This is a genomic window from Acidovorax carolinensis (genome assembly GCF_002157145.1).
GTDB lineage: Bacteria > Pseudomonadota > Gammaproteobacteria > Burkholderiales > Burkholderiaceae_C > Acidovorax > Acidovorax carolinensis.
On the sequence record NZ_CP021361.1, the window covers coordinates 1,094,748 to 1,114,150 of the forward strand.

16 protein-coding genes are annotated in these 19,403 nt (G+C 53.7%); 15 read left to right on the forward strand and 1 reads right to left on the reverse strand.

Annotation, left to right across the window (positions count from 1 at the left end):
• Window positions 1-37: 37 nt before the first annotated feature.
• The 8 genes from CBP34_RS05155 (at window position 38) to CBP34_RS05190 (ending at window position 7,864) form a co-directional block, all read left to right on the forward strand.
• Window positions 38-1,396 carry an aromatic ring-hydroxylating oxygenase subunit alpha gene (locus CBP34_RS05155; protein WP_086928642.1) on the forward strand — a complete coding sequence of 453 codons (1,359 nt, stop codon included), beginning with the start codon at window positions 38-40 and terminating at the stop codon, window positions 1,394-1,396.
• Window positions 1,397-1,425: 29 nt separating this feature from the next.
• Window positions 1,426-1,944 carry an aromatic-ring-hydroxylating dioxygenase subunit beta gene (locus tag CBP34_RS05160; RefSeq protein WP_086928643.1) on the forward strand — a complete coding sequence of 173 codons (519 nt, stop codon included), beginning with the start codon at window positions 1,426-1,428 and terminating at the stop codon, window positions 1,942-1,944.
• Between the two features lie 158 nt (window positions 1,945-2,102).
• Window positions 2,103-2,693 (forward strand): 2-hydroxychromene-2-carboxylate isomerase, encoded by a 591-nt coding sequence (locus CBP34_RS05165; protein ID WP_086926840.1) that lies wholly within the window; start codon window positions 2,103-2,105, stop codon window positions 2,691-2,693.
• 227 nt (window positions 2,694-2,920) lie between these two features.
• Window positions 2,921-3,577, forward strand: coding sequence for a TetR/AcrR family transcriptional regulator (locus CBP34_RS05170; RefSeq protein WP_236748518.1), 657 nt, complete (start codon window positions 2,921-2,923; stop codon window positions 3,575-3,577).
• Window positions 3,578-3,655: 78 nt separating this feature from the next.
• Entirely contained in the window at window positions 3,656-4,270 is a 615-nt protein-coding gene (gene gstA, locus CBP34_RS05175) for a glutathione transferase GstA (protein ID WP_086926842.1), read from the forward strand.
• Between the two features lie 77 nt (window positions 4,271-4,347).
• Complete coding sequence (locus CBP34_RS05180) at window positions 4,348-5,310, forward strand: dihydrodipicolinate synthase family protein (protein WP_167372723.1); 963 nt, start codon at window positions 4,348-4,350, stop codon at window positions 5,308-5,310.
• Between the two features lie 45 nt (window positions 5,311-5,355).
• Complete coding sequence (locus CBP34_RS05185; protein ID WP_013801312.1) at window positions 5,356-6,399, forward strand: cupin domain-containing protein; 1,044 nt, start codon at window positions 5,356-5,358, stop codon at window positions 6,397-6,399.
• A 4-nt stretch (window positions 6,400-6,403) separates the two neighbouring features.
• Window positions 6,404-7,864: an aldehyde dehydrogenase family protein gene (locus CBP34_RS05190; protein ID WP_086911712.1), complete on the forward strand. Its 1,461-nt coding sequence runs from the start codon at window positions 6,404-6,406 to the stop codon at window positions 7,862-7,864.
• Window positions 7,865-7,894: 30 nt separating this feature from the next.
• On the opposite strand, the gene CBP34_RS05195 is transcribed toward CBP34_RS05190, so the two are convergent.
• A complete protein-coding gene (locus CBP34_RS05195) occupies window positions 7,895-8,485 on the reverse strand; it encodes a MarR family winged helix-turn-helix transcriptional regulator (protein ID WP_086911713.1) in 591 nt (196 codons plus the stop codon).
• 260 nt (window positions 8,486-8,745) lie between these two features.
• Between CBP34_RS05195 and CBP34_RS05200 the strand changes: the two genes are divergently transcribed.
• The 7 genes from CBP34_RS05200 to CBP34_RS05230 all read left to right on the forward strand — a co-directional run bounded on the left by CBP34_RS05200 (window position 8,746) and on the right by CBP34_RS05230 (window position 19,247).
• Window positions 8,746-9,654: a VOC family protein gene (locus tag CBP34_RS05200; RefSeq protein WP_086926843.1), complete on the forward strand. Its 909-nt coding sequence runs from the start codon at window positions 8,746-8,748 to the stop codon at window positions 9,652-9,654.
• A gap of 75 nt (window positions 9,655-9,729) precedes the next feature.
• Window positions 9,730-11,265 carry an aldehyde dehydrogenase family protein gene (locus CBP34_RS05205; RefSeq protein WP_086926844.1) on the forward strand — a complete coding sequence of 512 codons (1,536 nt, stop codon included), beginning with the start codon at window positions 9,730-9,732 and terminating at the stop codon, window positions 11,263-11,265.
• 63 nt (window positions 11,266-11,328) lie between these two features.
• The gene (locus tag CBP34_RS05210) at window positions 11,329-13,041 is read left to right on the forward strand and encodes a DUF1302 domain-containing protein (RefSeq protein ID WP_236748519.1); all 1,713 of its coding nucleotides are present in this window, start codon (window positions 11,329-11,331) and stop codon (window positions 13,039-13,041) included.
• A 10-nt stretch (window positions 13,042-13,051) separates the two neighbouring features.
• On the forward strand, window positions 13,052-14,413 hold the full coding sequence (locus CBP34_RS05215) for a DUF1329 domain-containing protein (protein WP_094097490.1): 1,362 nt from the start codon (window positions 13,052-13,054) through the stop codon (window positions 14,411-14,413).
• 135 nt (window positions 14,414-14,548) lie between these two features.
• Window positions 14,549-15,637, forward strand: coding sequence for a YCF48-related protein (locus CBP34_RS05220; protein WP_094097491.1), 1,089 nt, complete (start codon window positions 14,549-14,551; stop codon window positions 15,635-15,637).
• 5 nt (window positions 15,638-15,642) lie between these two features.
• On the forward strand, window positions 15,643-18,036 hold the full coding sequence (locus CBP34_RS05225; RefSeq protein ID WP_094099072.1) for an efflux RND transporter permease subunit: 2,394 nt from the start codon (window positions 15,643-15,645) through the stop codon (window positions 18,034-18,036).
• Between the two features lie 212 nt (window positions 18,037-18,248).
• A complete protein-coding gene (locus CBP34_RS05230) occupies window positions 18,249-19,247 on the forward strand; it encodes a dihydrodipicolinate synthase family protein (RefSeq protein ID WP_013801321.1) in 999 nt (332 codons plus the stop codon).
• The last annotated feature ends 156 nt before the right edge of the window (window positions 19,248-19,403 follow it).

Below are 19,403 nucleotides of genomic sequence, written 5' to 3' on the forward strand. Positions count from 1 at the left end.
CCAGTGTTAAGTGGTTGACTTATTACAGGAGAAGCAGATGAGTACCAATCGTACCCAGGTCGACGTGGAATCTCTCGTTGACGTTAAAAACGGCATACAAGCCAAGAGAATTTTTTGGGATCAACAGATCTACGATCTTGAAATTGAACAGATTTTTGGAAAGTGCTGGCAATTCCTCACGCATGACAGCTTGATTCCGAATCCTGGCGATTTCACCACTGGCTACATGGCCGAAGATGAAGTGATAGTCACGCGGCAAGACGATGGATCCGTAAAGGCCTTTCTGAATGTTTGCACTCACCGTGGCGCTCGGCTTGTCGCGGCGGAAGCCGGCAATGCGCGTGCGTTCAGTTGCACCTATCACGGCTGGTCTTTCGGCATGGATGGCGCCTTGAAGGTGGTGCCGATGGAAGAAGAGCTCTATCGTGGGTCTTTGGATAAATCGAAATTCGGCCTTCGGGAAATCCGCGTTGAAAGCTACAGAGGTCTTTATTACGGCAACTTCGACGCTCAAGCGCCCAGCTTGAATGACTATCTTGGTGACGTGAAGTTCTACCTGGATATTTGGATGGATATCAATGGCGGCATTGAGTTGGTCGGGCCGCCAAGTCGATCATTATTGAACTGCAACTGGAAGACTCCCGCCGAAAATTTCGTAGGCGATGCCTACCACGTGGGGTGGACTCACCTCGCATCCCTGATGGCGCTTGGCGGCGAACTTGCGGCAATTGGTGGAAATGAGGCCCCGCCCAACGAAGGTCTTGGTATGCAGGTGACATCGCGATTTGGGCATGGCTTTGGCGTCCTTTGGGATGCTGCCCCAGCGGTACATGCTATTAATTCCAAGGCGGGCACTCTCTACCGGGAGTGGTTTGCCAGCAGGAAGCCCAAGATGGTGGAGAAGCTTGGAGCGAAAGTCGGTCGCATTTATGGCTCGCATCTCAATGGCACGGTTTTTCCGAATAATTCCTACCTTTTAGGTACCAACACGTTCAAGTTGTGGGTGCCACGTGGTCCTCACCAAATTGAGGTCTTCACGTGGGCGATAGTGGAAAAAGAGATGCCAGCCGAACTGAAAAATGCCGTGGTATCAGGCATGAATTCGACGTTCGGAAGTGCTGGCATGCTTGAAGCCGACGACAGTGACAACATGGAAACCATGACGCAAAACAACCGGGGGCGAATGACCCGTGAAGGGAAGTTGAACTCACAACTGGGGCTCGGTTTCGACAAGTTGGATCCTGACTTTCCTGGGGTGATCGGGCAATCTGCCATTGGTGAAACCTCTTACAGAGGGTTTTACCGGGCCTATAAGGAAATTATGGGCGCCGACAACTGGAAGGCGATCTTGAAATTAGATCCGGATGCCTGGAAGCATGAACTCATAGGTCAATAACAGGTAAATCAGCAATCTAGGAGATGAATATGAACGAACTCATACCAGTGCGTGGATCTGAAAGCGAAGAAGTCGTCAGCACGCTGTATCGAGAAGCTCGGCTGCTCGACCATGAAGAATATCGAGAGTGGATGAAAATGGTTCATCCAGATATCCAATACCAAGCGTACTTTCAACAACTTCGGTACCGAAAGGACAAAAGATACAAGCTTCCTGACAAAGTTTATACGATTGATGAGCGCCATGATTTTTTGGATGCGCGCATCAGGCAATTTGAAACGGGCATGCAATGGTCCGTTGACCCACCGGAGCGGTTTCGGAGGTCCTTGTCAAACATCGAGGTTTTCAAGGCCTCAAGTACTGGCAACTATCAGGTTTTCCTCAATGTCTTCGTTGTGCGTAACCGCCGTGTTCATGATGAAACCACCTATTCCTATGGTCGTGAGGAAGAATGGGTCAGAGGCGAAGCAGGATTGCAGTTACTCAAGAGAGTCGTGAGTCTCGATGAGCGGTTTCTTCTTGGTAAGAATGTGAACTTCTTCTTGTGATCAATTGAAGACACTGAAAGCATGAACAGCTTTTTAACTTCGTAAGAAAAGCGGATGGTCTACCGTCAACCTCCGCTGGTTCCTGGCTGACCTTCATTTACTCAAAATGCATTATGGCAGCTTGTGGCATGGCCGTTTTACTTCCAGGAAATGCTTCTATGCTTTCCTTCTATTTTGACTTTGTGAGTCCGTTCTCCTATCTCGCCAGCATTCGGTTGCCTGAGATTGTGCAACGCTATGGCATTTCGGTTTCTTACAAGCCGATTGATATTGCATGTGCCAAGCGTGCGATTGGCAACGTGGGGCCGTCTAACCGGGATATGCCGGTCAAGCTCACCCACCTTTCCAGGGATCTGCAACGCTGGGCACAACGATATGGCACACCGCTGAAGTTCCCCCCAAGCTTCGACTCCCGACGTTTGAATACAGGTTTCTTCTATGCTGCAGGGGAAGGTCGCGAGGCCGAGTATGTACGCCGCGCTTTTCACCTGACCTGGGGTATGGGGCAAGCGTTTAGCGATGAAACGGTATTGCGAGGGATTGCCTCAGAGATGGGTTGGAATGTCGATGACTTTATGCAGTTCACGGATTCCGTGAATGGCGCAAATGAATACAAGCAGTCGATCGACGAAGGGATTGCACGCAGCGTCTTCGGCGTCCCAATGGTGGTGATCGGAGACGAAATGTGGTGGGGAAATGACCGCCTCGATTTCGTCGACGAATACTTGCAATCGCGCGCCTCGAATTGAGATGCGTATCACACCCTCGATCCAACTGTGGCGAGAATCTGGCATTCTTTCTACAAGCGATAACGATGCACCAAAATCTATTTCAGGCGATGGCGAGATCATGCGGTGCAATGCGTCAGCGGCAAAGTCGGCTACGACGAGGATTGATTTTTTTTTGCTATCAAGTCACATATGAATCACATCCAGTCATGACATCCTCCTGTTTAACGCTTTCCATCCCGATGAAAATGCGCAAGTCTCTCACTCGCAAGGCCTTAGTGGGAGCTGCTATACGGATGATTTCTGATGGCCGCATGGATAGCGCGACGATCGACGACATCGTCGGCGAAGCGGATGTTGCAAAGGGAAGTTTTTACAAGCATTTTCCGAATCGCGATGCACTCAAGGCGCATGCTCATGAGGCCGTTCGGGCCGAATTGTTTGCGATCATCAGTGCGATAAGCGCCGAGGTCGAGGATCCCGCAACATATCTCACGCTGGGTTTGCTGGCTGCGTTTCGTTTTGGGCTGGAGAACAAGATCACGGCACGGGTGCTGCTGCACATGCCCGCAGATGTTGTTAATCCGGCGCGGGCAGACAACGCGCCTATCTTGGCCATGTTTCACCGAGGGATTCAACAGGGCATTTTCAAGCTATCCAACCTGGACGCCGGTCTGGTTTTGCTGATGGGTTTGACTGATCTTGGTCTTGCTCGTTTGCTGGAAGTGCAAAACGAATACCTACAACTGCGCGAGGTGATGCAAGGCATCTGCATGGCATTGCTGCGTGGTTTGGGGGTGAACAATCGGCGTGCCGAACGAATCGTCAAGGACGCGATGAAAAAGGTGATCGATTCGCAAGCTATCGTCGCAACGATTCAAAATCAGCACCGTAACGCGCTCTAGAACCGATTGTCCCATGTCCCAATTTTTCAAACCATCTGGTTTTAACAGCAGACTTATAAACTCACATAGGAGACTCAAATGATTAAGAAACTCTACGGTGCCCCTGGCGCCTGCTCACTGGCCGCACATATCGCGTTGCATGAGGCTGGTTTGACTTTCAATTACGTCCCTGTCGACCTTCGAACCCGCCAGGCCTCGGACGGCCGTAACCTGGCTGACTTGAACAGCAAGGGATACGTGCCAGTGCTTGAGTTGGAGGACGGGCAGATTCTGACTGAAGTGCCGGTTGTTCTGCAGTACATTGCTGACCTCGCGCCGGAAAAAGGACTGGCACCACCAGCGGGCGTGCTGCCGCGCTATCGACTGCAGGAGTGGCTCTCTTTCATTAACAGCGAACTTCACAAGGCATTCGGTCCGTTGTTCATGCCGGGGGCCAGCGAAGAAGTCAAGGCACAAAGTCGTGCGAGAGTGCTACAGCGGCTGACTTGGGTCGATGCGCAACTTGCCGGGCGGACCTATCTTGTTGGCGAGCAGTTCACGGTTGCTGATGTCTATCTGTTCGTCGTTGCTGGCTGGACGAAGTTCACCGGCATCGATGTTCAGGAACTGACGCGGCTGGGTTCTTACCTTGGGCGCATTGCACAACGGCCAGCCGTTGAAGCAGCCATGCGTGCAGAAGGGCTGGTCAAGTAGCGCAAATTGCCTTGCACTTTGGATGCAACCCACGCATGAAGCATTTTATAACTCAACTAACTCAACTACAGAACCCGATGAAAATTACCCCCGCTGATTTCCGCGGTGTCTTCGGCATCATGCCGACGCCCGCTACCGAGGATGCCAGTAGGTGGCAAACGCAGCAATCCGTGAACCTCTCGGAAACCGAAAAGATGGTTCGGTTTTTGAACACGGCCAAGATTGACATCTTGGCGACAACCGGTACGTTCGGTGAAGGTGCCACGCTGACTTGGCCTGAAACGCAGCTCTTTGTAGACTGTGTCGTACAAACCAACAAACGTTCGCGTCCCTTGTTTGCCGGTGTGACGACCCTGAATACGCGCGACACGATTGAGCGTGCTCGTGTGTTGGTGGACATCGGTGTCGATGGCCTGTTCGTTGGACGCCCGATGTGGTTGGCTATGGATGACAAGTCTATCGTCCGCTATTACCAAGACATTGCTGCTGCGCTACCTGGCGTACCGATGGTGGCCTACGACAACCCGGTGGCGTTCAAAGGCAAGATTTCCACCGAGGCCTACCTGGAACTGGCAAAGATCCCAGAGGTGGTTGCTTCCAAGCACACCGGTGGGCCTGCACTGGCCAAAGACATGCGTGCTGTGGGTGAGAAGATGCGGATATTGCCCTTGGCTACTGCGTGGCTGGCTGCAGCCCAAGAATTGCCAGAACTTGCCCTCGCTGCTTGGTCTGGCAGCGTGGCCTGCGCACCTACTGTGAACATGGCGCTGTCGCAAGCCATACTGGCAGGTGACTGGCAGCGCGCCAAGGAGCTTTCAGAAAAGTGCAACTGGGCGGAGTCGGCCATGTTTGTGGGCGGAGATTTGGCGGCCTTTATGGACTACAGCATCCAGATCGCTCATTTGCGTTTTGCAGCAGCCGGCCTTGTAAATCCGGGTCCTCCGCGACCGCCTTACCTTGAGTTGCCGGACAACTACCGCGACGGTGCCATCGAGTGCGGTCGCCGATGGAAGCAGCTTGAGAGCGAATTCTCGGCCTGATCTCAACCCCCTATCTCTTTCAATCCAACAGAAAGGTTTATGACCATGAGTGACCATTCGAAACCAGTGACAGAAGACGTCGTTCCGCCGGAACTCCGTCAGTCCTACAAAGACAACAGTATTGTTCCCCTTTGGGAGAGTGTTCCGGCGACAAGCTTTGGAAAGCAGATCGAGGAGGCGCAGATCTGGCGCTGGTCTACCATGTTACCGATCATCCAAGAGACCGCCAAGATGCGCGCCACACACGTACTGGATCGACGCGTGTTGCTGATGACGAATCCGAAGCGACTCCATGTTTGGGATGAGGCAGGCACAGGCCCGCTCATGTTCGACTTTCAGTGTGTGATGCCTGGTGAGCGGGCTGGTGCCCATCGTCATCCGATGAACGCCTTGCGCTTTGTCGTGCAATGCACCGGGGGCGTCAAGTCCATCGTGGATGGCAAGGACTGCGTAATGGAGCCCGGTGATCTCATTCTTACACCTGGTTGGTGCTGGCATGAACATGTCAACGAAGGAAAGGATCCCATCATCTGGCTTGATGTTTTGGATGTGATGCTGCATCACTTTCTGGGCACCACGGGCTTCCAGCCTGGCCCTGCACGCGATGTGCGACCCCAGTTGGCGGACTCGGCATTCACGGCAGCAGGCATCGTGCCTAAGCTCGATGGCAGCGACCATGCAAGCCGTAGCTATTCACCCATCTTCCGCTATCCGTGGGTAGATGCGGTGCGTGCGCTCGTTGCCTCACCTGCGGCACCAGATGGTTCCCGGGAGGTGCGCTACGGCAACCCGCTAACTGGCGGTCCCTCCATGGACCTGATCGACAGCACCTTGCTTCAGTTGGAATCCGGGAAATCGACGCGCAAGTACAAGAGCTCCGCAGCGGCAATGTGCTTCGTCGTCGAAGGCCATGGGGTCAGCCAAATCGGTGAAAAAACTATCGAGTGGTCGCCTCATGATGTCTTCACGATGCCGGCCAACCTGTGGGCCAGCCATCAGGCCAAGGGCGGCACAGCACGCATTTTCCAGGTTTCAACCCGCGAGATTTACCGTCGCCTGGGCCTTTTCACAGAAGCGTTTGGGGAGTGAACCGATGCACACTGAACACGCCTACGCGTTGCCGGAGTGCCGCAATCTGTTCTACGGCGGACGCTTTCATGTGCCGCAAGGAGGCTACGGTCGAACTCTGAACCCCGCGACCCAGGAGGATCTGGGGCCCGTCTCCAACGCCAACGCAGCAGATGTGGATGCCGCTGTACAGGCGGCTCATTTGGCATTTCAGTCATGGCGCCATACGAAGCCAGCGGTTCGTGCTGCGGCGCTGCGGGAGTTCGGTAACAGGCTGCGGACCCACGCTGAGGAGCTGGGTTTTCTGGATGCCATCAACTGCGGCAACCCCGTGCGCGAGATGGCAGCGGACGTGCATTTTGCCGCAACGCAGGTCGACTACTTCGCGGGCTTGGTTCATGAAGCCAAAGGCGACACCCTTCCAATGGGGGATGGCGTGCTCAATTACTCGGTGCGCGAGCCCTACGGTGTGGTCGCGCGTATCGTGGCTTACAACCATCCGCTCATGTTTCTCGCGGCCAAGTTGGCAGCGGCCGTCGCGGCAGGTAACACCGTCATCCTGAAGGCTGCGACGCAAGCCCCCTTGTCCGCTTACCGCCTGGCTACATTGTTGCAGGATGTCTTTCCTCCCGGCGTAGTCAATGTGCTTAGTGGCGACACACCGTGCGGACAAGCGCTCGTCGACCATCCTTTGGTCAAGAAGGTGTCGTTGATTGGCTCCACCGCCACGGGCAAATCAATTTTGCGCTCAGCAGCCGAGAAGGTGATGCCCGTAAGCCTGGAGCTGGGTGGAAAAAATCCTCTGATCATCTGTCCAGAGGCGGACATGGACAAAGCCATTGAGGGTGCGGTCAAAGGGATGAACTTCACTTGGGCGGGGCAGAGTTGCGGCTCGACATCTCGCTGCTTCGTTCATCGATCAGTATACGACCGAGTCATTAAAGAGATGGTGCAGAAAATTTCACAACTTTATCGTTGTGGACTGCCAACGGATCCCGCGACCACGATGGGCTGCCTGGTGTCCAAGGCGCAGTACGAAAAGGTCATGTCCTTCATTGATTCCGCTCATAAAGAGGGCGCTCGTCTTGTGTGCGGTGGCGTTCGTCCGAGCGACAAAGCGTTGGACAACGGCTGGTTTGTAACGGCTACCGTGTTTGCTGATGTCACCCCTGCCATGCGTTTGTTCCGCGAAGAGGTGTTCGGCCCGGTCTTGGCTGTGATTCCATGGGACGAAGAGGAAGATCTGCTGCGCATGGTCAATGGGCTGGATTTCGGCTTGACCGCTTCAATATGGACAAAGGATCTGGCCCGCGCCCATCGCCTGGCATCTCGCGTTGAGTCCGGCTATGTATGGATCAATCACGTCAGTGCCCACTTTATCGGGGCAGACTTTGGTGGCTACAAGCAATCAGGTCTTGGGCGTGAGGAGGGTGTATCTGAATTGCTTGCATGGACCCAGACCAAGAATGTTCATGTGGTGTTGTGAAGCGACAACTAGCTTGACATTCACCGCGTGTCAGGCTTTGCGCTTTCTGATCGATGAGGCTATTTGTTGCGCTTCTATGCGAGGTCCTCTACCGTCGACGGCAGTCCGTTTGGTTTCCGTGGCCTGCCTTTCTTCCTCCCGAAGATGGAGCTTGGTCGGAGATTCTTTGACTGCAGATTGCAACTCAAACTGCGCGATTGCATCGGCGGCGGCGCTGCGCACTGTGCCCAACATAGTCTTCAGCAATATCTCCTGCGCTTGCGTGAGTCCGCCCAGCAGGATCGAGTTGGCCTCGCCTGCGGCACGCAACAGAGGCGTTTTCAACTTGAGTGCTTTATCGGTGAGGTAGATGCGCAGCTTGCGTCGGTCAAGCGTATCCCTCTGGAAGTGGACAAGGCCCTCTTTCTCCATAGAACGCAGCATTTCAAGCGTCGAAGGCTGCGTTGTGCCAAGTCGGTTCGCCAGTTCTCTCTGTGTCACGCCGTCCGCCTCAAAGAGTGCACGCAGCACGTACCAGCTACCACCACGAATACCGAGTTGGGCAATGCCAGGGTAGAGCAGCCGCTTGACGTGGCGAGCCGTGTCAGAGATAAGAAAACCGAGGCTGCTGTCCAAGTTCATTGGAAAAACTCGTTCTGCGGGGGGGGCAACTTTGAGGGGATGCGTTTATTTGTCACTTGAGGGGCGTGCTAGTGAAGTAAGAAGCAGGATCATATGACGATTCTTTGCTCTCTAATCGCTAGGGAAAATACCAATAGGAACCTAACTAATTTTAGGCTCTAATAACAGAAATCATATTCGTAGCCGTGGCTGAGTTGCACATAAGTGTTCATATCTATGCTGCTGGGTCTGTATCTTTAATCTTTGTAAAAGGAGTTTTTATGGCAAGCGTAACTGAACTGGGTTACTTGGGGATTTCCGTGAGCGATGCTGCTGCATGGAAGAACTACGCGACCGAGGTGATGGGTATGCAACTGGTCGACGAAGGTGAGGCTGATCGTTTCTATCTGCGCATGGACCTCTGGCATCACCGCATTGTGGTGCATACCGGTGGTGACGATGACCTTGCCTATGTCGGCTGGCGAGTAGCGGGTGCTCAAGAACTGGAGCAGATGGCTGCCAAATTGACGGCTGCAGGTATTGAGGTTCGTCGCGGCACCGAGGCAGAAGCTGCAGAGCGCCGTGTTCTGGGTCTGCTGAAGTTGCAGGATCCTGCTGGCAATGCGCACGAAATTTTTTACTCGCCACTGGTGGATGGGCACAAGCCATTCCACCCAGGACGTCCGATGTTTGGGGGCTTCAAAACGGGTGATCAGGGTGTTGGTCACATCATTCTGCGATCCGTAGACCCGGAGGCGACGATGCGCTTCTTTGCGGTGCTTGGGGTTACTGGAAGCTCTGACTACCTTTTGAAGTTGACAGATGGCACCCCGGTTCGGATTCCTTTCTTGAAATGCAATAACCGTGAGCATTCCGTGGCCTTGATGTTCGGTCCGATGCCCAAGCGTGCGAATCACCTGATGGTTGAATACCAGGACATGCGGGACTTGGGGCAGACGTTGGACAAGGTGCATAAGCATGGTATCGACATTGCTGTGCAATTGGGCGTGCATAGCAATGACGGAGCGCTGAGTTTCTATGCGGCCAATCCGTCTGGTTGGTTGTGGGAGCCCGGTTGGAGTGGGGTATGCGCACCGGCTCAGCAGGAGCACTTTCGCTGTGACGTTTTTGGGCATGACCTCGATAAAGCGCAATACGTCGGTGGCGTTAATTTTCGCAGCGAAGATTGACACGAATTTACTCACTTCCAGCGGGAGTGAGTTTCAGGGAATAAGGTCATTAAGGATCGAAGTAAGGAGATTGCTATGGGTGAAGAAATGAAGACTGAATCGAAAAAACCGGATTCTGCTCGCAGTGAGCTTGCTATGAAGTACTTCCAGGCGGAGTATGGCCATTTCATCAATGGTGAATGGGTCGGTGGATCCAGCAGCGAAAAAATCGCGATGATTAACCCTGCCAATCTGGAGGTGCTGTCCTATATCCAGTCAGGCAACGCTGAGGATGTAAACCGTGCCGTGGAGGCCGCCACACAGGCTTTCCCGAAATGGTCTCGCAGCACACCCAGTGAGCGTCAGGCTGCGCTCTATGAAATGGCGCGTCGCCTGCGCGCACGGGCCAATGATTACGCCGCGATGTTGTCGCTCGACAATGGCAAGCCTATCATGGAGGCGCTGCATATCGATATCCCAGCCACGATTGGGCAGTTTGAGTTGTTTGCTGGTGCTGCATTTGGTTTGCATGGGCAGACCATAGACGCGACACAAGGTGTGGCGATTATTCACCGCGAGCCGCTTGGTGTCGTGGCACAGATCATTCCCTGGAACGTGCCCCTTGTCATGATGGCGACAAAGATTGCGCCTGCTCTCGCTGCGGGCAATACCATTGTGCTGAAGCCGGCCGAGTCGGTCTGTTTGGCGGTCATGGAGTTCATCCGTGAGATGGCTGACCTGCTGCCGCCAGGCGTGCTGAACGTCATTACCGGCTACGGGCCAAATGTCGGTGAAGCGCTTGTGACCCACCCGAATGTCCGCAAGGTAGCGTTCACCGGCTCACGCCCGACCGCGCAAAAACTGATGCAATATGCCTCCGTCAATGTGATTCCTCAAACGCTGGAGTTGGGTGGAAAATCGGCCAACATTATTTGCGCGGACGCTGACATGGATGCAGCGGCAGAGTCCGCAGCCATGAGCATCGTGGTGAACAAGGGCGAAATTTGCTTTGCCGCGACACGCCACTTCGTCCATGAGTCAGTGATGGATGCATTTGTGGAGAAGGTTCAAAACATTCTTCGCAAGATTCGTGTTGGCGACCCTATGATCCCTTCGACGCAAATGGGGCCTCAGGCCTCCAGGATGCAGTTCGACAAGGTTCTTGGTTACCTCGATATCGGGCGCAATGAGGGTGCGACAACGGCGATGGGGGGTAAGCGCGCAACGGTGAGCGGATTTGAGCAAGGCTACTTTATTGAGCCGACCTTGTTTACTGATGTGCGCAACAAAATGCGCATCGCTCAAGAGGAGATTTTTGGGCCGGTCGGTGTGGTCATTCCATGGAAAGACGAGGCTCAAGTCATACGCGAGGCTAACGACACTGAATTTGGTTTGGCGGCTGGTCTCTGGACCAAAAACATCACGCAAGCCCATCGCATGGCGCGCGAGATCGAAGCGGGGACCGTGTGGGTCAACCGCTACTTCAACACGATCCCCAATGTACCGTTCGGTGGCTACAAGCAAAGTGGTTTCGGTCGCGAATTTTCACTCGACGTTCTGAGCCACTACACCCAACTCAAGAGTGTGATCGTTTCCCTGCAAGAAGGACCCATTGGGCTGTTTGACCATTAAAACCTTGGTTATTTTCATTTAGTAGGAAAAAGAATCGCTGCGTTACCGCTGTTTACAAGCAATGTGGCGATCATTCATAACCAAAGAAAGAGAGACGGCAATATGAAGTTCCTAAAATCACGGCGAAAGTACTTGATGCCGTCGGCCCACATTCGTGGCATTGCCGCATTGTGTGGTGGACTCTCCATCGGAGCGACACCTGCCTTGGCTGTTGTGCTTGACACAGGAAATCCTGACTTGAATCTCCGCTGGGACAATACCATCAAGTACAGCGCTGCGCGGCGTCTTGACGAGCCATCATCTGTTCTGATCTCGAATCCAAACAACGACGACGGCGACCGAAATTTTGGCAAAGGACTCATTTCCAGTCGCTTTGACTTGCTGTCGGAATTGGACTTCGTCTATAAGAAGAACATGGGTTTTCGCATCAGTGCGGCTGCTTGGAACGATTCTGTTTATGGCCGTTCCAACGCCAACCCGGGTTTTCCCGGTGGCGCGTTCCCGAGCCAGACCTCGGTTCCCTACAACCAATTCACTGCCGGCACGCGAGATGTTCATGGCAGTGGCAGTGAGGTACTGGATGCTTTCGTCTTTGGTAAATTTGACCTGTTCGAGCGGAGCGCCTCGGTTCGTGCCGGTCGGCACTCGCTGCTTTGGGGCGAAAGCCTGTTTTTTGGTGCCAATGCCATTGCCGGTGCCCAAATGCCGGTGGATGTGGTCAAGCTTGTTTCCGTACCCGGTACGCCTTTTAAGGAAGCGATTCGTCCCGTCCCTATGGTTTCGGGGCAAGTACAGATCACCCCAGATGTCTCGGTTGGGGCCTACATACAGGTAGCTTCATCCAGAAGTCGTCTGCCCGCTGCAGGTAGCTATTTCTCCAACACGGATTACGCTGTCGATGGCGCTGAAAACATCTTTTTTGGGCCTGGTGCACCCAGCCCACGATTTTCCGATATGAAGGCCAAGGATTCTGGACAGGGGGGGGTGCAGCTGAAGGTGAAAGGTGGTGATATCGACTATGGTTTCTATCTGATTCAGTTTCACAACAAATTGCCACAAGTCGTGCCGAAGCTTGGAATGACTCCGGTCGGGCCGGCTCCGGTGGGCCATTACATCGCGTATCAAGAAAAAATTAAGGCTTTTGGTGCCAGTGCCAGCAAGACCTTTGGCGATTACAACGTTGCAGCTGAGCTGTCTTTTCGCGATAACCAAGACTTGGCGAGTACGCAGGGTTTCGACACGAGCGCGCTCGCGCCGGTCGCAAACAATAACTCAAGCAATCCAGCCTATGCAGTCGGCCGCACGGCCCACTTGAATATCTCGGTGTTAGGCTCCGTGCCGCGTACTCCTCTCTGGGGAGAAGCTACGATTGCTGGCGAAATTGCTTGGAACCGTGTGCTGAAAATCACCAAAAACGCGACCGCCGCGGATCCAAATGCAACACGCGATGGTGTCGCGATGCGAGTCGTCTTTGAGCCGAAGTACCGGCAAGTCCTGCCAGGATTGGATCTAGGTGTGCCTATCGGCATCGGCTACGCGCCAAAAGGCTCCCGACCAATGGCAATGACACCCAACGCCTGGATCCCTGAAGGGGGAGGGGATATCAGCATAGGACTAAATGGGACTTACCTGGATTCTTGGAACTTCGGTTTGAACTACACCCACTATTACGGTACAGCCCGCACGTTTAACACGGGAGCTAACCAGGCGTTCGGCTGGGGTCAAACCCTTCGGGATCGAGATTTCATCTCGTTCACCGCTCGTTACACATTCTGATTGGAAAAAAATGAAATTTATGATCAAACCCATTTCCACGATCATTGCTTACGCTTTTTTGGCTGGAGTAGCTCTTGCTGAGGTTTCAGCCGATGAAGCCGCTGCGCTGAAATCCACTTTGACACCCATGGGTGCTGAAAAAGCTGGCAATAAAGACGGTTCGATTCCCGCATGGACTGGTGGCTACACCACACCGACGCCCGGCTACAAAAAAGGTGGCCGCCGTCCAGACCCTTTCGCTTCCGACAAGCCTTTGTACAGTATCACTGTAAAGAATATGGCGCAATATGCAGACAAATTGACGGATGGCACAAAGGCGATGCTGCAGAAATACCCGGACACTTTCAGGGTTGATGTATATCCTTCAAAGCGCACTTATGTCGCGCCGCAATGGTTTTATGACAAGACGTTTGAAAACGCCACAAAGGTAAAGCTGTCGGGTCTCGATAATCCCTATGCTGTGGGGGCCTTGGGTGGCATTCCGTTCCCCATTCCGAAGAATGGTGCTGAGGTGATGGTGAACCATCAGCTTTCCTATAAGCTCGAACAAGTTTACGAAAGGGCGAAGAACTTCACTGTGAACAGCAGCGGTCAGGCTGTCTTGGTTTCACATTATGAAAATTACTTTACTTTTCCTTACAACACCAAGGGTGTAAATGTTGAGGATGGTCAGTGGTGGTACAAAGTCCGTTCGACCAATATCGGTCCGGCCATCCGAGCCGGTGAAGCGGTCATGCAGCACTTCAATGTCAATGAAGATAAAACACTGGGGTGGATTTACCTCACAGGGCAACGTCGCGTGCGCAAGCTGCCGAACGTCTGCTGTGATACGCAGCTCTCGTTTTCAGCTGGTATCCTCACTTTTGATGAGCTAACCGTGTTTGAAGGCGACATGAGCCGCTTTGACTGGAAACTGGTCGGCAAGAAAGAAATACTGGTGCCTTACAACAGCAACCGCACAATGGTGCCAAGCAAGACTGCGGATGTGATCACGGGAGCCCACCTCAACCCTGATCATGTGCGTTGGGAATTGCATAGGGTTTGGGTTGTAGACGCCACATTGAAGCCAGGTAAGCGTCATGTGTCACCTAAAAGTCGTTACTACATTGATGAAGACAGTTGGTATGCCTTGCTTGGAGATCGCTGGGATGCGCAAGGAAAATTGGCGCGCACAACGTATCTCTTGCCCATTGTGGCGCCGGATGTACCCGCTTTCATACGCAGCAGTTTCGGTCTCAATGATCTGATAGGTGGCAACTCTTACTTGGGTAGCCTGTACAACGATGAGTCGGTGCAGATTCGCGTTGAGGAGAAACCATTCCCCGCATCAACCTATTCGCCAGATTCGATGGCTAGTGAAGGTATTCGGTAAAGCTAAAAAGCTTAAGGGCGACGTGTTACATCTGGTGGATCGACCTTCGGTTGGTCGCTCCACTGTTGGCAATGGTGAGCCCGTGAGGCTGATGGAATCCGGATTTGGTTGAGTTGTTTATGTGGTGGAATTCTGATGAAAAAATTTAAGAAAGAGCGCTTTGACATCGGGCGACGCCGCGCCCTGTGCTTTGTAGCTACTGTGCCGCTGGTCAGCATGGAGGCGGTCTGGGCTAACCCCGTGCTTGATGCCTTGCGTCGTCCTGCGTTTGTAGCGCCGCACGTGAGGGGGGGCGTCTTGCTTGATGTTGCCAAGTCTGGCAAACGCATTGTCGCGGTCGGGGAGCGCGGTGTTGTTTTGTTCTCGGATGATGTTGGTGCCACATGGCAGCAGGCGAGTGTGCCAGTCAGTGTCACGCTGACCGCCGTCAACTTTGTAGACGAAAAGTATGGTTGGGTCACAGGTCACTCAGGTGTTGTGCTCGCAACCTCAGACGGCGGTGGAACCTGGCGGCTTCAGCTGGAAGGAAAGAGAGCCGCGGATCTATGGCGTGCAGAAGCGTCGGCAGGATCAAAGAACGACGATGACAGCGACAAGCGTTTGCAGGAGGCTCAACGCTTGGTGTCGGACGGCCCTGATAAGCCCTTCCTGGACGTGCACTTTTTCGATCGAAAGCGAGGTTTTGTGATTGGGGCCTATGGGCTTATTTTTGCAACCGCAGACGGTGGTGAAACCTGGTCGCCCTGGATGGATCGCTTGGACAATCCGAAGGCCCTGCACTTTAACGCGCTTGCGGTGCAGGGACAGCGCATTCTGATAGTCGGCGAGCAAGGGTTGCTGTTGCAATCCGTCGATGGAGGAAAAACCTTCGTCCGACTGAGCTCCCCTTACCCGGGCAGCTGGTTCGCCGTGGCTGCGTTGCCCGACGGCAAGTGGTTGCTGGCTGGTCTGAAGGGCAATATCTATACGTATAGCCCTGCCGGTTTCAGCCAGTGCGAGGTGCCCATTCCTGTCACGATTGGCTGTCTCTCGCTGATGCATGACGGTAGTGTGCTCGCCCTTAACCAGGCCGGGCAGGCATTGATCAGTCGTGATTCAGGGGGAAGATGGACGTCTGTTTCATGGCCGCCAGGCCCACCGTTGACTGCCGTTGTCGAACTTGATGGCAGTCGTCTGCTTGCCAGCAGCTTGCGTGGTGTTCGTGAACTTCCTTTTCCTAAGTGACCCTCATGTCAGTCGTTAACCAAACAGTCTCAAAGGATGAGCGAACACCTTTGACCGACTTCGATCCACGGTCAGGTTCAGCTATTGAACGGGCTCTTTTCAATCACCGCCAGCTGATCCTCCTTTTCTGCGCGGTGCTGACGGTCGTGCTCGGCTGGAGTGCCAGTAATCTGCGTGTCAACGCGAGCTTTGAGAAGATCATCCCCAGGAGCCATCCCTACATCCAAAACTTCTTCGCTCATCGTCAAGAGCTGGGAGGTCTTGGCAACGCTGTGCGCATCGCCGTCGCCACAACAGGTGAGTCCATCTATGACCCAAACTATCTAAAGGTACTTCAGCAGTTAAGCGACGAGGCCTTTTTGCTCCCTGGCGTTGACAGGCGCAATATGAAGTCGCTGTGGACTCCGAATACGCGATGGGTCGGCGTCACCGAGGAGGGCATGGATGGCGGTCCAGTCATCCCGGATGGCTACGACGGGTCGCCTACAAGCCTTGCCACGGTGCGTTTGAACATCGAGCGCAGCAACGAGATCGGTCAACTGGTCGCGTTGGATCAACGTTCTTCAATCGTCTATCTGCCCTTGTTGTCAAAAGACGCGAACGGTGTTCCGCTGGATTACGCTGATGTTTCTGATGCGCTGGAGACGCTCAGGGTCAAATATCAGAGTGATGGGATCAGTATTCACATCACCGGATTCGCGAAGGTCATGGGTGACCTGATTGAGGGTATTTGGCAGATGCTAGGATTCTTCGTCGCTGCCGTGCTCATCACGACGGCCATGCTCTATGCCTACACGCGTTGCGTGCGCAGTGCAGTGCTGGTTGTCAGTTGTTCGCTGGTTGCCGTGCTGTGGCAACTGGGGTTGATGCCCTTGTTGGGCTACGAGTTGGACCCCTACTCCGTGCTGGTTCCGTTCCTTGTCTTTGCGATCGGCATGAGTCATGGTGCTCAGAAAATGAATGGCATCATGCAGGATATAGGGCGTGGTGCGAATAGCTTGGTTGCTGCGCGCTACACTTTCAGGCGCCTTTTTCTTGCGGGACTGACTGCGCTGCTGTGCGATGCCGTTGGCTTCGGCGTCTTGATGGTGATCGATATTGAGGCGATCCGAGATCTGGCTTTCATTGCCAGCCTTGGCGTTGCAGTATTGGTCTTCACCAACCTGATACTGTTGCCGATACTGCTGAGTTATGTGGGCGTAAGTCCAGGAGCTGCTCAACTCAGTCTGACGGAAGAGTTGGCGAACCAGCGGAGCGGGGCACGACATCCGTTATGGAGACTGTTGGACTTGTTCACCCAGCGACGCTGGGCGGCAGGCGCCGTTGCGGTCTCACTGCTCGTTGGTACAGGTGGACTCGTGGTTGCGCAGCGCTTGAAGATCGGTGATTTGGAGTCTGGTGCACCTGAGTTGCGTGCCGACAGTCGCTATAACCGTGACAACACTTACATGACCGCACACTATGGAGCCAGCAGCGATGCCTTTGCAGTGATGGTCAAGACGCCAGACGGCGAGTGCAGCCAATATGACACCTTGATGAGGGTTGATGCGCTGGAGTGGAAAATGCGTGCTTTGCCGGGGGTGGAGGACACGAACTCTTTGGCATTACTGAGTCGGCGTGTGTTAGCAGGGTTGAATGAAGGCAGTACCAAGTGGTATGAGTTGATCAACAGCCAGTCGATGCTCAACACGATCACTTCCGGGGCACCCCGCGGCCTTTACAACGATACCTGCAGCTTGTTGACGCTGACGGCCTACCTGAAGGACCATAAAGCCGACACACTAACTTCCCTCGTCAACGAGGTGGAGGGCTTTGCCAAAGAAAACAACACTGAGCAAGTCCAGTTTCTTCTCGCCGCCGGCAATTCCGGCATTGATGCGGCGACGAACATTGTCGTCAGGGATGCGAACCGCGAGATGCTGTTTTGGGTCTACGGCGCGGTGATCGTTCTGTGTGCTATCACCTTCCGCTCTTGGCGTGCGGTGCTGTGTGCTGTGTTGCCGCTGATTCTGACCTCGGTGCTGTGCGAGGCTTTGATGGTAGCGCTGAACATTGGTGTGAAAGTGGCTACATTGCCCGTGATCGCATTGGGGGTGGGCATCGGGGTGGACTATGCGCTCTACGTCATGAGCATTCTTCTGGCGAGATTGAAGGTTGGCGATAGCCTCTCCGAGGCTTACTACCAATCGTTGCTCTTCACGGGAAAGGTTGTACTCCTGACTGGTGTCACGCTTGCCTTGTGCGTTGTCACCTGGGTGGTTAGTCCCATCAAGTTTCAGGCTGATATGGGACTCTTGCTCGCCTTTATGTTTGTGGGCAACATGATCGGAGCACTGGTGTTGCTGCCCGCGCTCGCACATTTTTTATTAAAACCAATGGTTTTGAAGCCCATCAATTGACGTAAGGCGTTGAAGTTTAACGAGGCGGGCTTGGAAGTGTCCGCCTCACGTCAAGCCAAATCCCGGATGGTTCATTGAGTTGGGGTAAAACGACCGTCAGTCGGTCGGGCAAGATGAGTATGTGATGATTGATGTCTTTGGGCTTTCGCAAGATGCCTGAGAATATTATTTGTGGCGGTTTTTAGAATTTTCTTAAATACAAAGGATAAGTTATGGGTAAGTCAGGACTGTTGAATGCATCGGATATTCATGGAGTATGGTCAATTCTTCCGACACCATCCAAACCGGATGCGAGTGACTGGCGTGCGACTAACACCGTTGATCTGGATGAGACTGCCCGCGCCGTTGAAGGCCTTATCGCGGCTGGCGCGAACGGGATTCTGAGCATGGGTACTTTGGGTGAGTGTGAATCGCTAACCTGGGAGGAAAAGAAAGTCTTCATGCAAACCATCGTGGAGACCGCGAGAGGAAGGGTTCCAGTGTTCGTTGGCACCACAACGCTTAATACCCGCGACACGATCGAGCAGACAAGGTACGCCCACTCCATTGGGGCCGACGGAACAATGTTGGGAATACCAATGTGGTGCAATCCCTGCGTTGATATGGCTGTTCAGTACTACAAAGATGTCGCCGAAGCTGTTCCAGAGATGAATATCGCTATCTACGCGAATACCGAGGCTTTCAAATTTGATTTTCCCCGCGCGTTCTGGGCTCGGGTTTCAGAGATTCGGCAAGTCGTTGCAGCGAAATATATCGGTATCGAGTTCCTGCTGCAGGATCTACATCTGACCAAGCACCGCATGAAGCTGCTGCCGCTCGACTACCAATACTATGCTGCGGCACGTATGGATGACTTCGTTGATGCCTTCTGGTCCAGCGGTACCGTGTGCGGGCCATTGGTTTCGACGACGCTTCGCGACAAGGTCATCGCAGCTCGGCGAACCAAAGACTGGACCGATGCCCACGCATTTCAGGGTCGACTTGTGAAAACAGCTGCGCCATTTCCCGAAGATAGCTTCAAGACCTTTTCTATTTACAACGTTGCGCTGGAAAAAGGCCGAATCGATGCTGCAGGCTGGATGAACGCCGGCCCCGTTCGCCCACCTTATAACGACATCTGCCCAGCCAGCTATCTTGACTCCTGGAAAGCCTCAGGGCAACGGTGGGCCGAATTGCACAAGCAACTTGAAACGGAATCTTCGGGGAAATAGTCGAATGCTTGAGAGAAAGGGCAAAGACGATCGACTTTCACTTCGATTTCATGAGTCCTTTCAGCCACCAGGCTAACTGTAACGGCGGTTTATGTCTATGTCGGCCATGAATCCTTCAGGTTCGAGTGTCTTCGGTCTTTCCGGCTTCGAACAGCA

Excerpts from the sequence above, each read along its gene's own strand:
- CBP34_RS05155 (WP_086928642.1), top strand. The coding sequence starts at position 38 with ATGAGTACCAATCGTACCCAGGTCGACGTGGAATCTCTCGTTGACGTT.
- CBP34_RS05160 (WP_086928643.1), top strand. The coding sequence starts at position 1,426 with ATGAACGAACTCATACCAGTGCGTGGATCTGAAAGCGAAGAAGTCGTC.
- CBP34_RS05165 (WP_086926840.1), top strand. The coding sequence starts at position 2,103 with ATGCTTTCCTTCTATTTTGACTTTGTGAGTCCGTTCTCCTATCTCGCC.
- CBP34_RS05170 (WP_236748518.1), top strand. The coding sequence starts at position 2,921 with ATGCGCAAGTCTCTCACTCGCAAGGCCTTAGTGGGAGCTGCTATACGG.
- gstA (WP_086926842.1), top strand. The coding sequence starts at position 3,656 with ATGATTAAGAAACTCTACGGTGCCCCTGGCGCCTGCTCACTGGCCGCA.
- CBP34_RS05180 (WP_167372723.1), top strand. The coding sequence starts at position 4,348 with ATGAAAATTACCCCCGCTGATTTCCGCGGTGTCTTCGGCATCATGCCG.
- CBP34_RS05185 (WP_013801312.1), top strand. The coding sequence starts at position 5,356 with ATGAGTGACCATTCGAAACCAGTGACAGAAGACGTCGTTCCGCCGGAA.
- CBP34_RS05190 (WP_086911712.1), top strand. The coding sequence starts at position 6,404 with ATGCACACTGAACACGCCTACGCGTTGCCGGAGTGCCGCAATCTGTTC.
- CBP34_RS05195 (WP_086911713.1), bottom strand. The coding sequence starts at position 8,485 with ATGAACTTGGACAGCAGCCTCGGTTTTCTTATCTCTGACACGGCTCGC.
- CBP34_RS05200 (WP_086926843.1), top strand. The coding sequence starts at position 8,746 with ATGGCAAGCGTAACTGAACTGGGTTACTTGGGGATTTCCGTGAGCGAT.
- CBP34_RS05205 (WP_086926844.1), top strand. The coding sequence starts at position 9,730 with ATGGGTGAAGAAATGAAGACTGAATCGAAAAAACCGGATTCTGCTCGC.
- CBP34_RS05215 (WP_094097490.1), top strand. The coding sequence starts at position 13,052 with ATGAAATTTATGATCAAACCCATTTCCACGATCATTGCTTACGCTTTT.
- CBP34_RS05220 (WP_094097491.1), top strand. The coding sequence starts at position 14,549 with ATGAAAAAATTTAAGAAAGAGCGCTTTGACATCGGGCGACGCCGCGCC.
- CBP34_RS05225 (WP_094099072.1), top strand. The coding sequence starts at position 15,643 with ATGTCAGTCGTTAACCAAACAGTCTCAAAGGATGAGCGAACACCTTTG.
- CBP34_RS05230 (WP_013801321.1), top strand. The coding sequence starts at position 18,249 with ATGGGTAAGTCAGGACTGTTGAATGCATCGGATATTCATGGAGTATGG.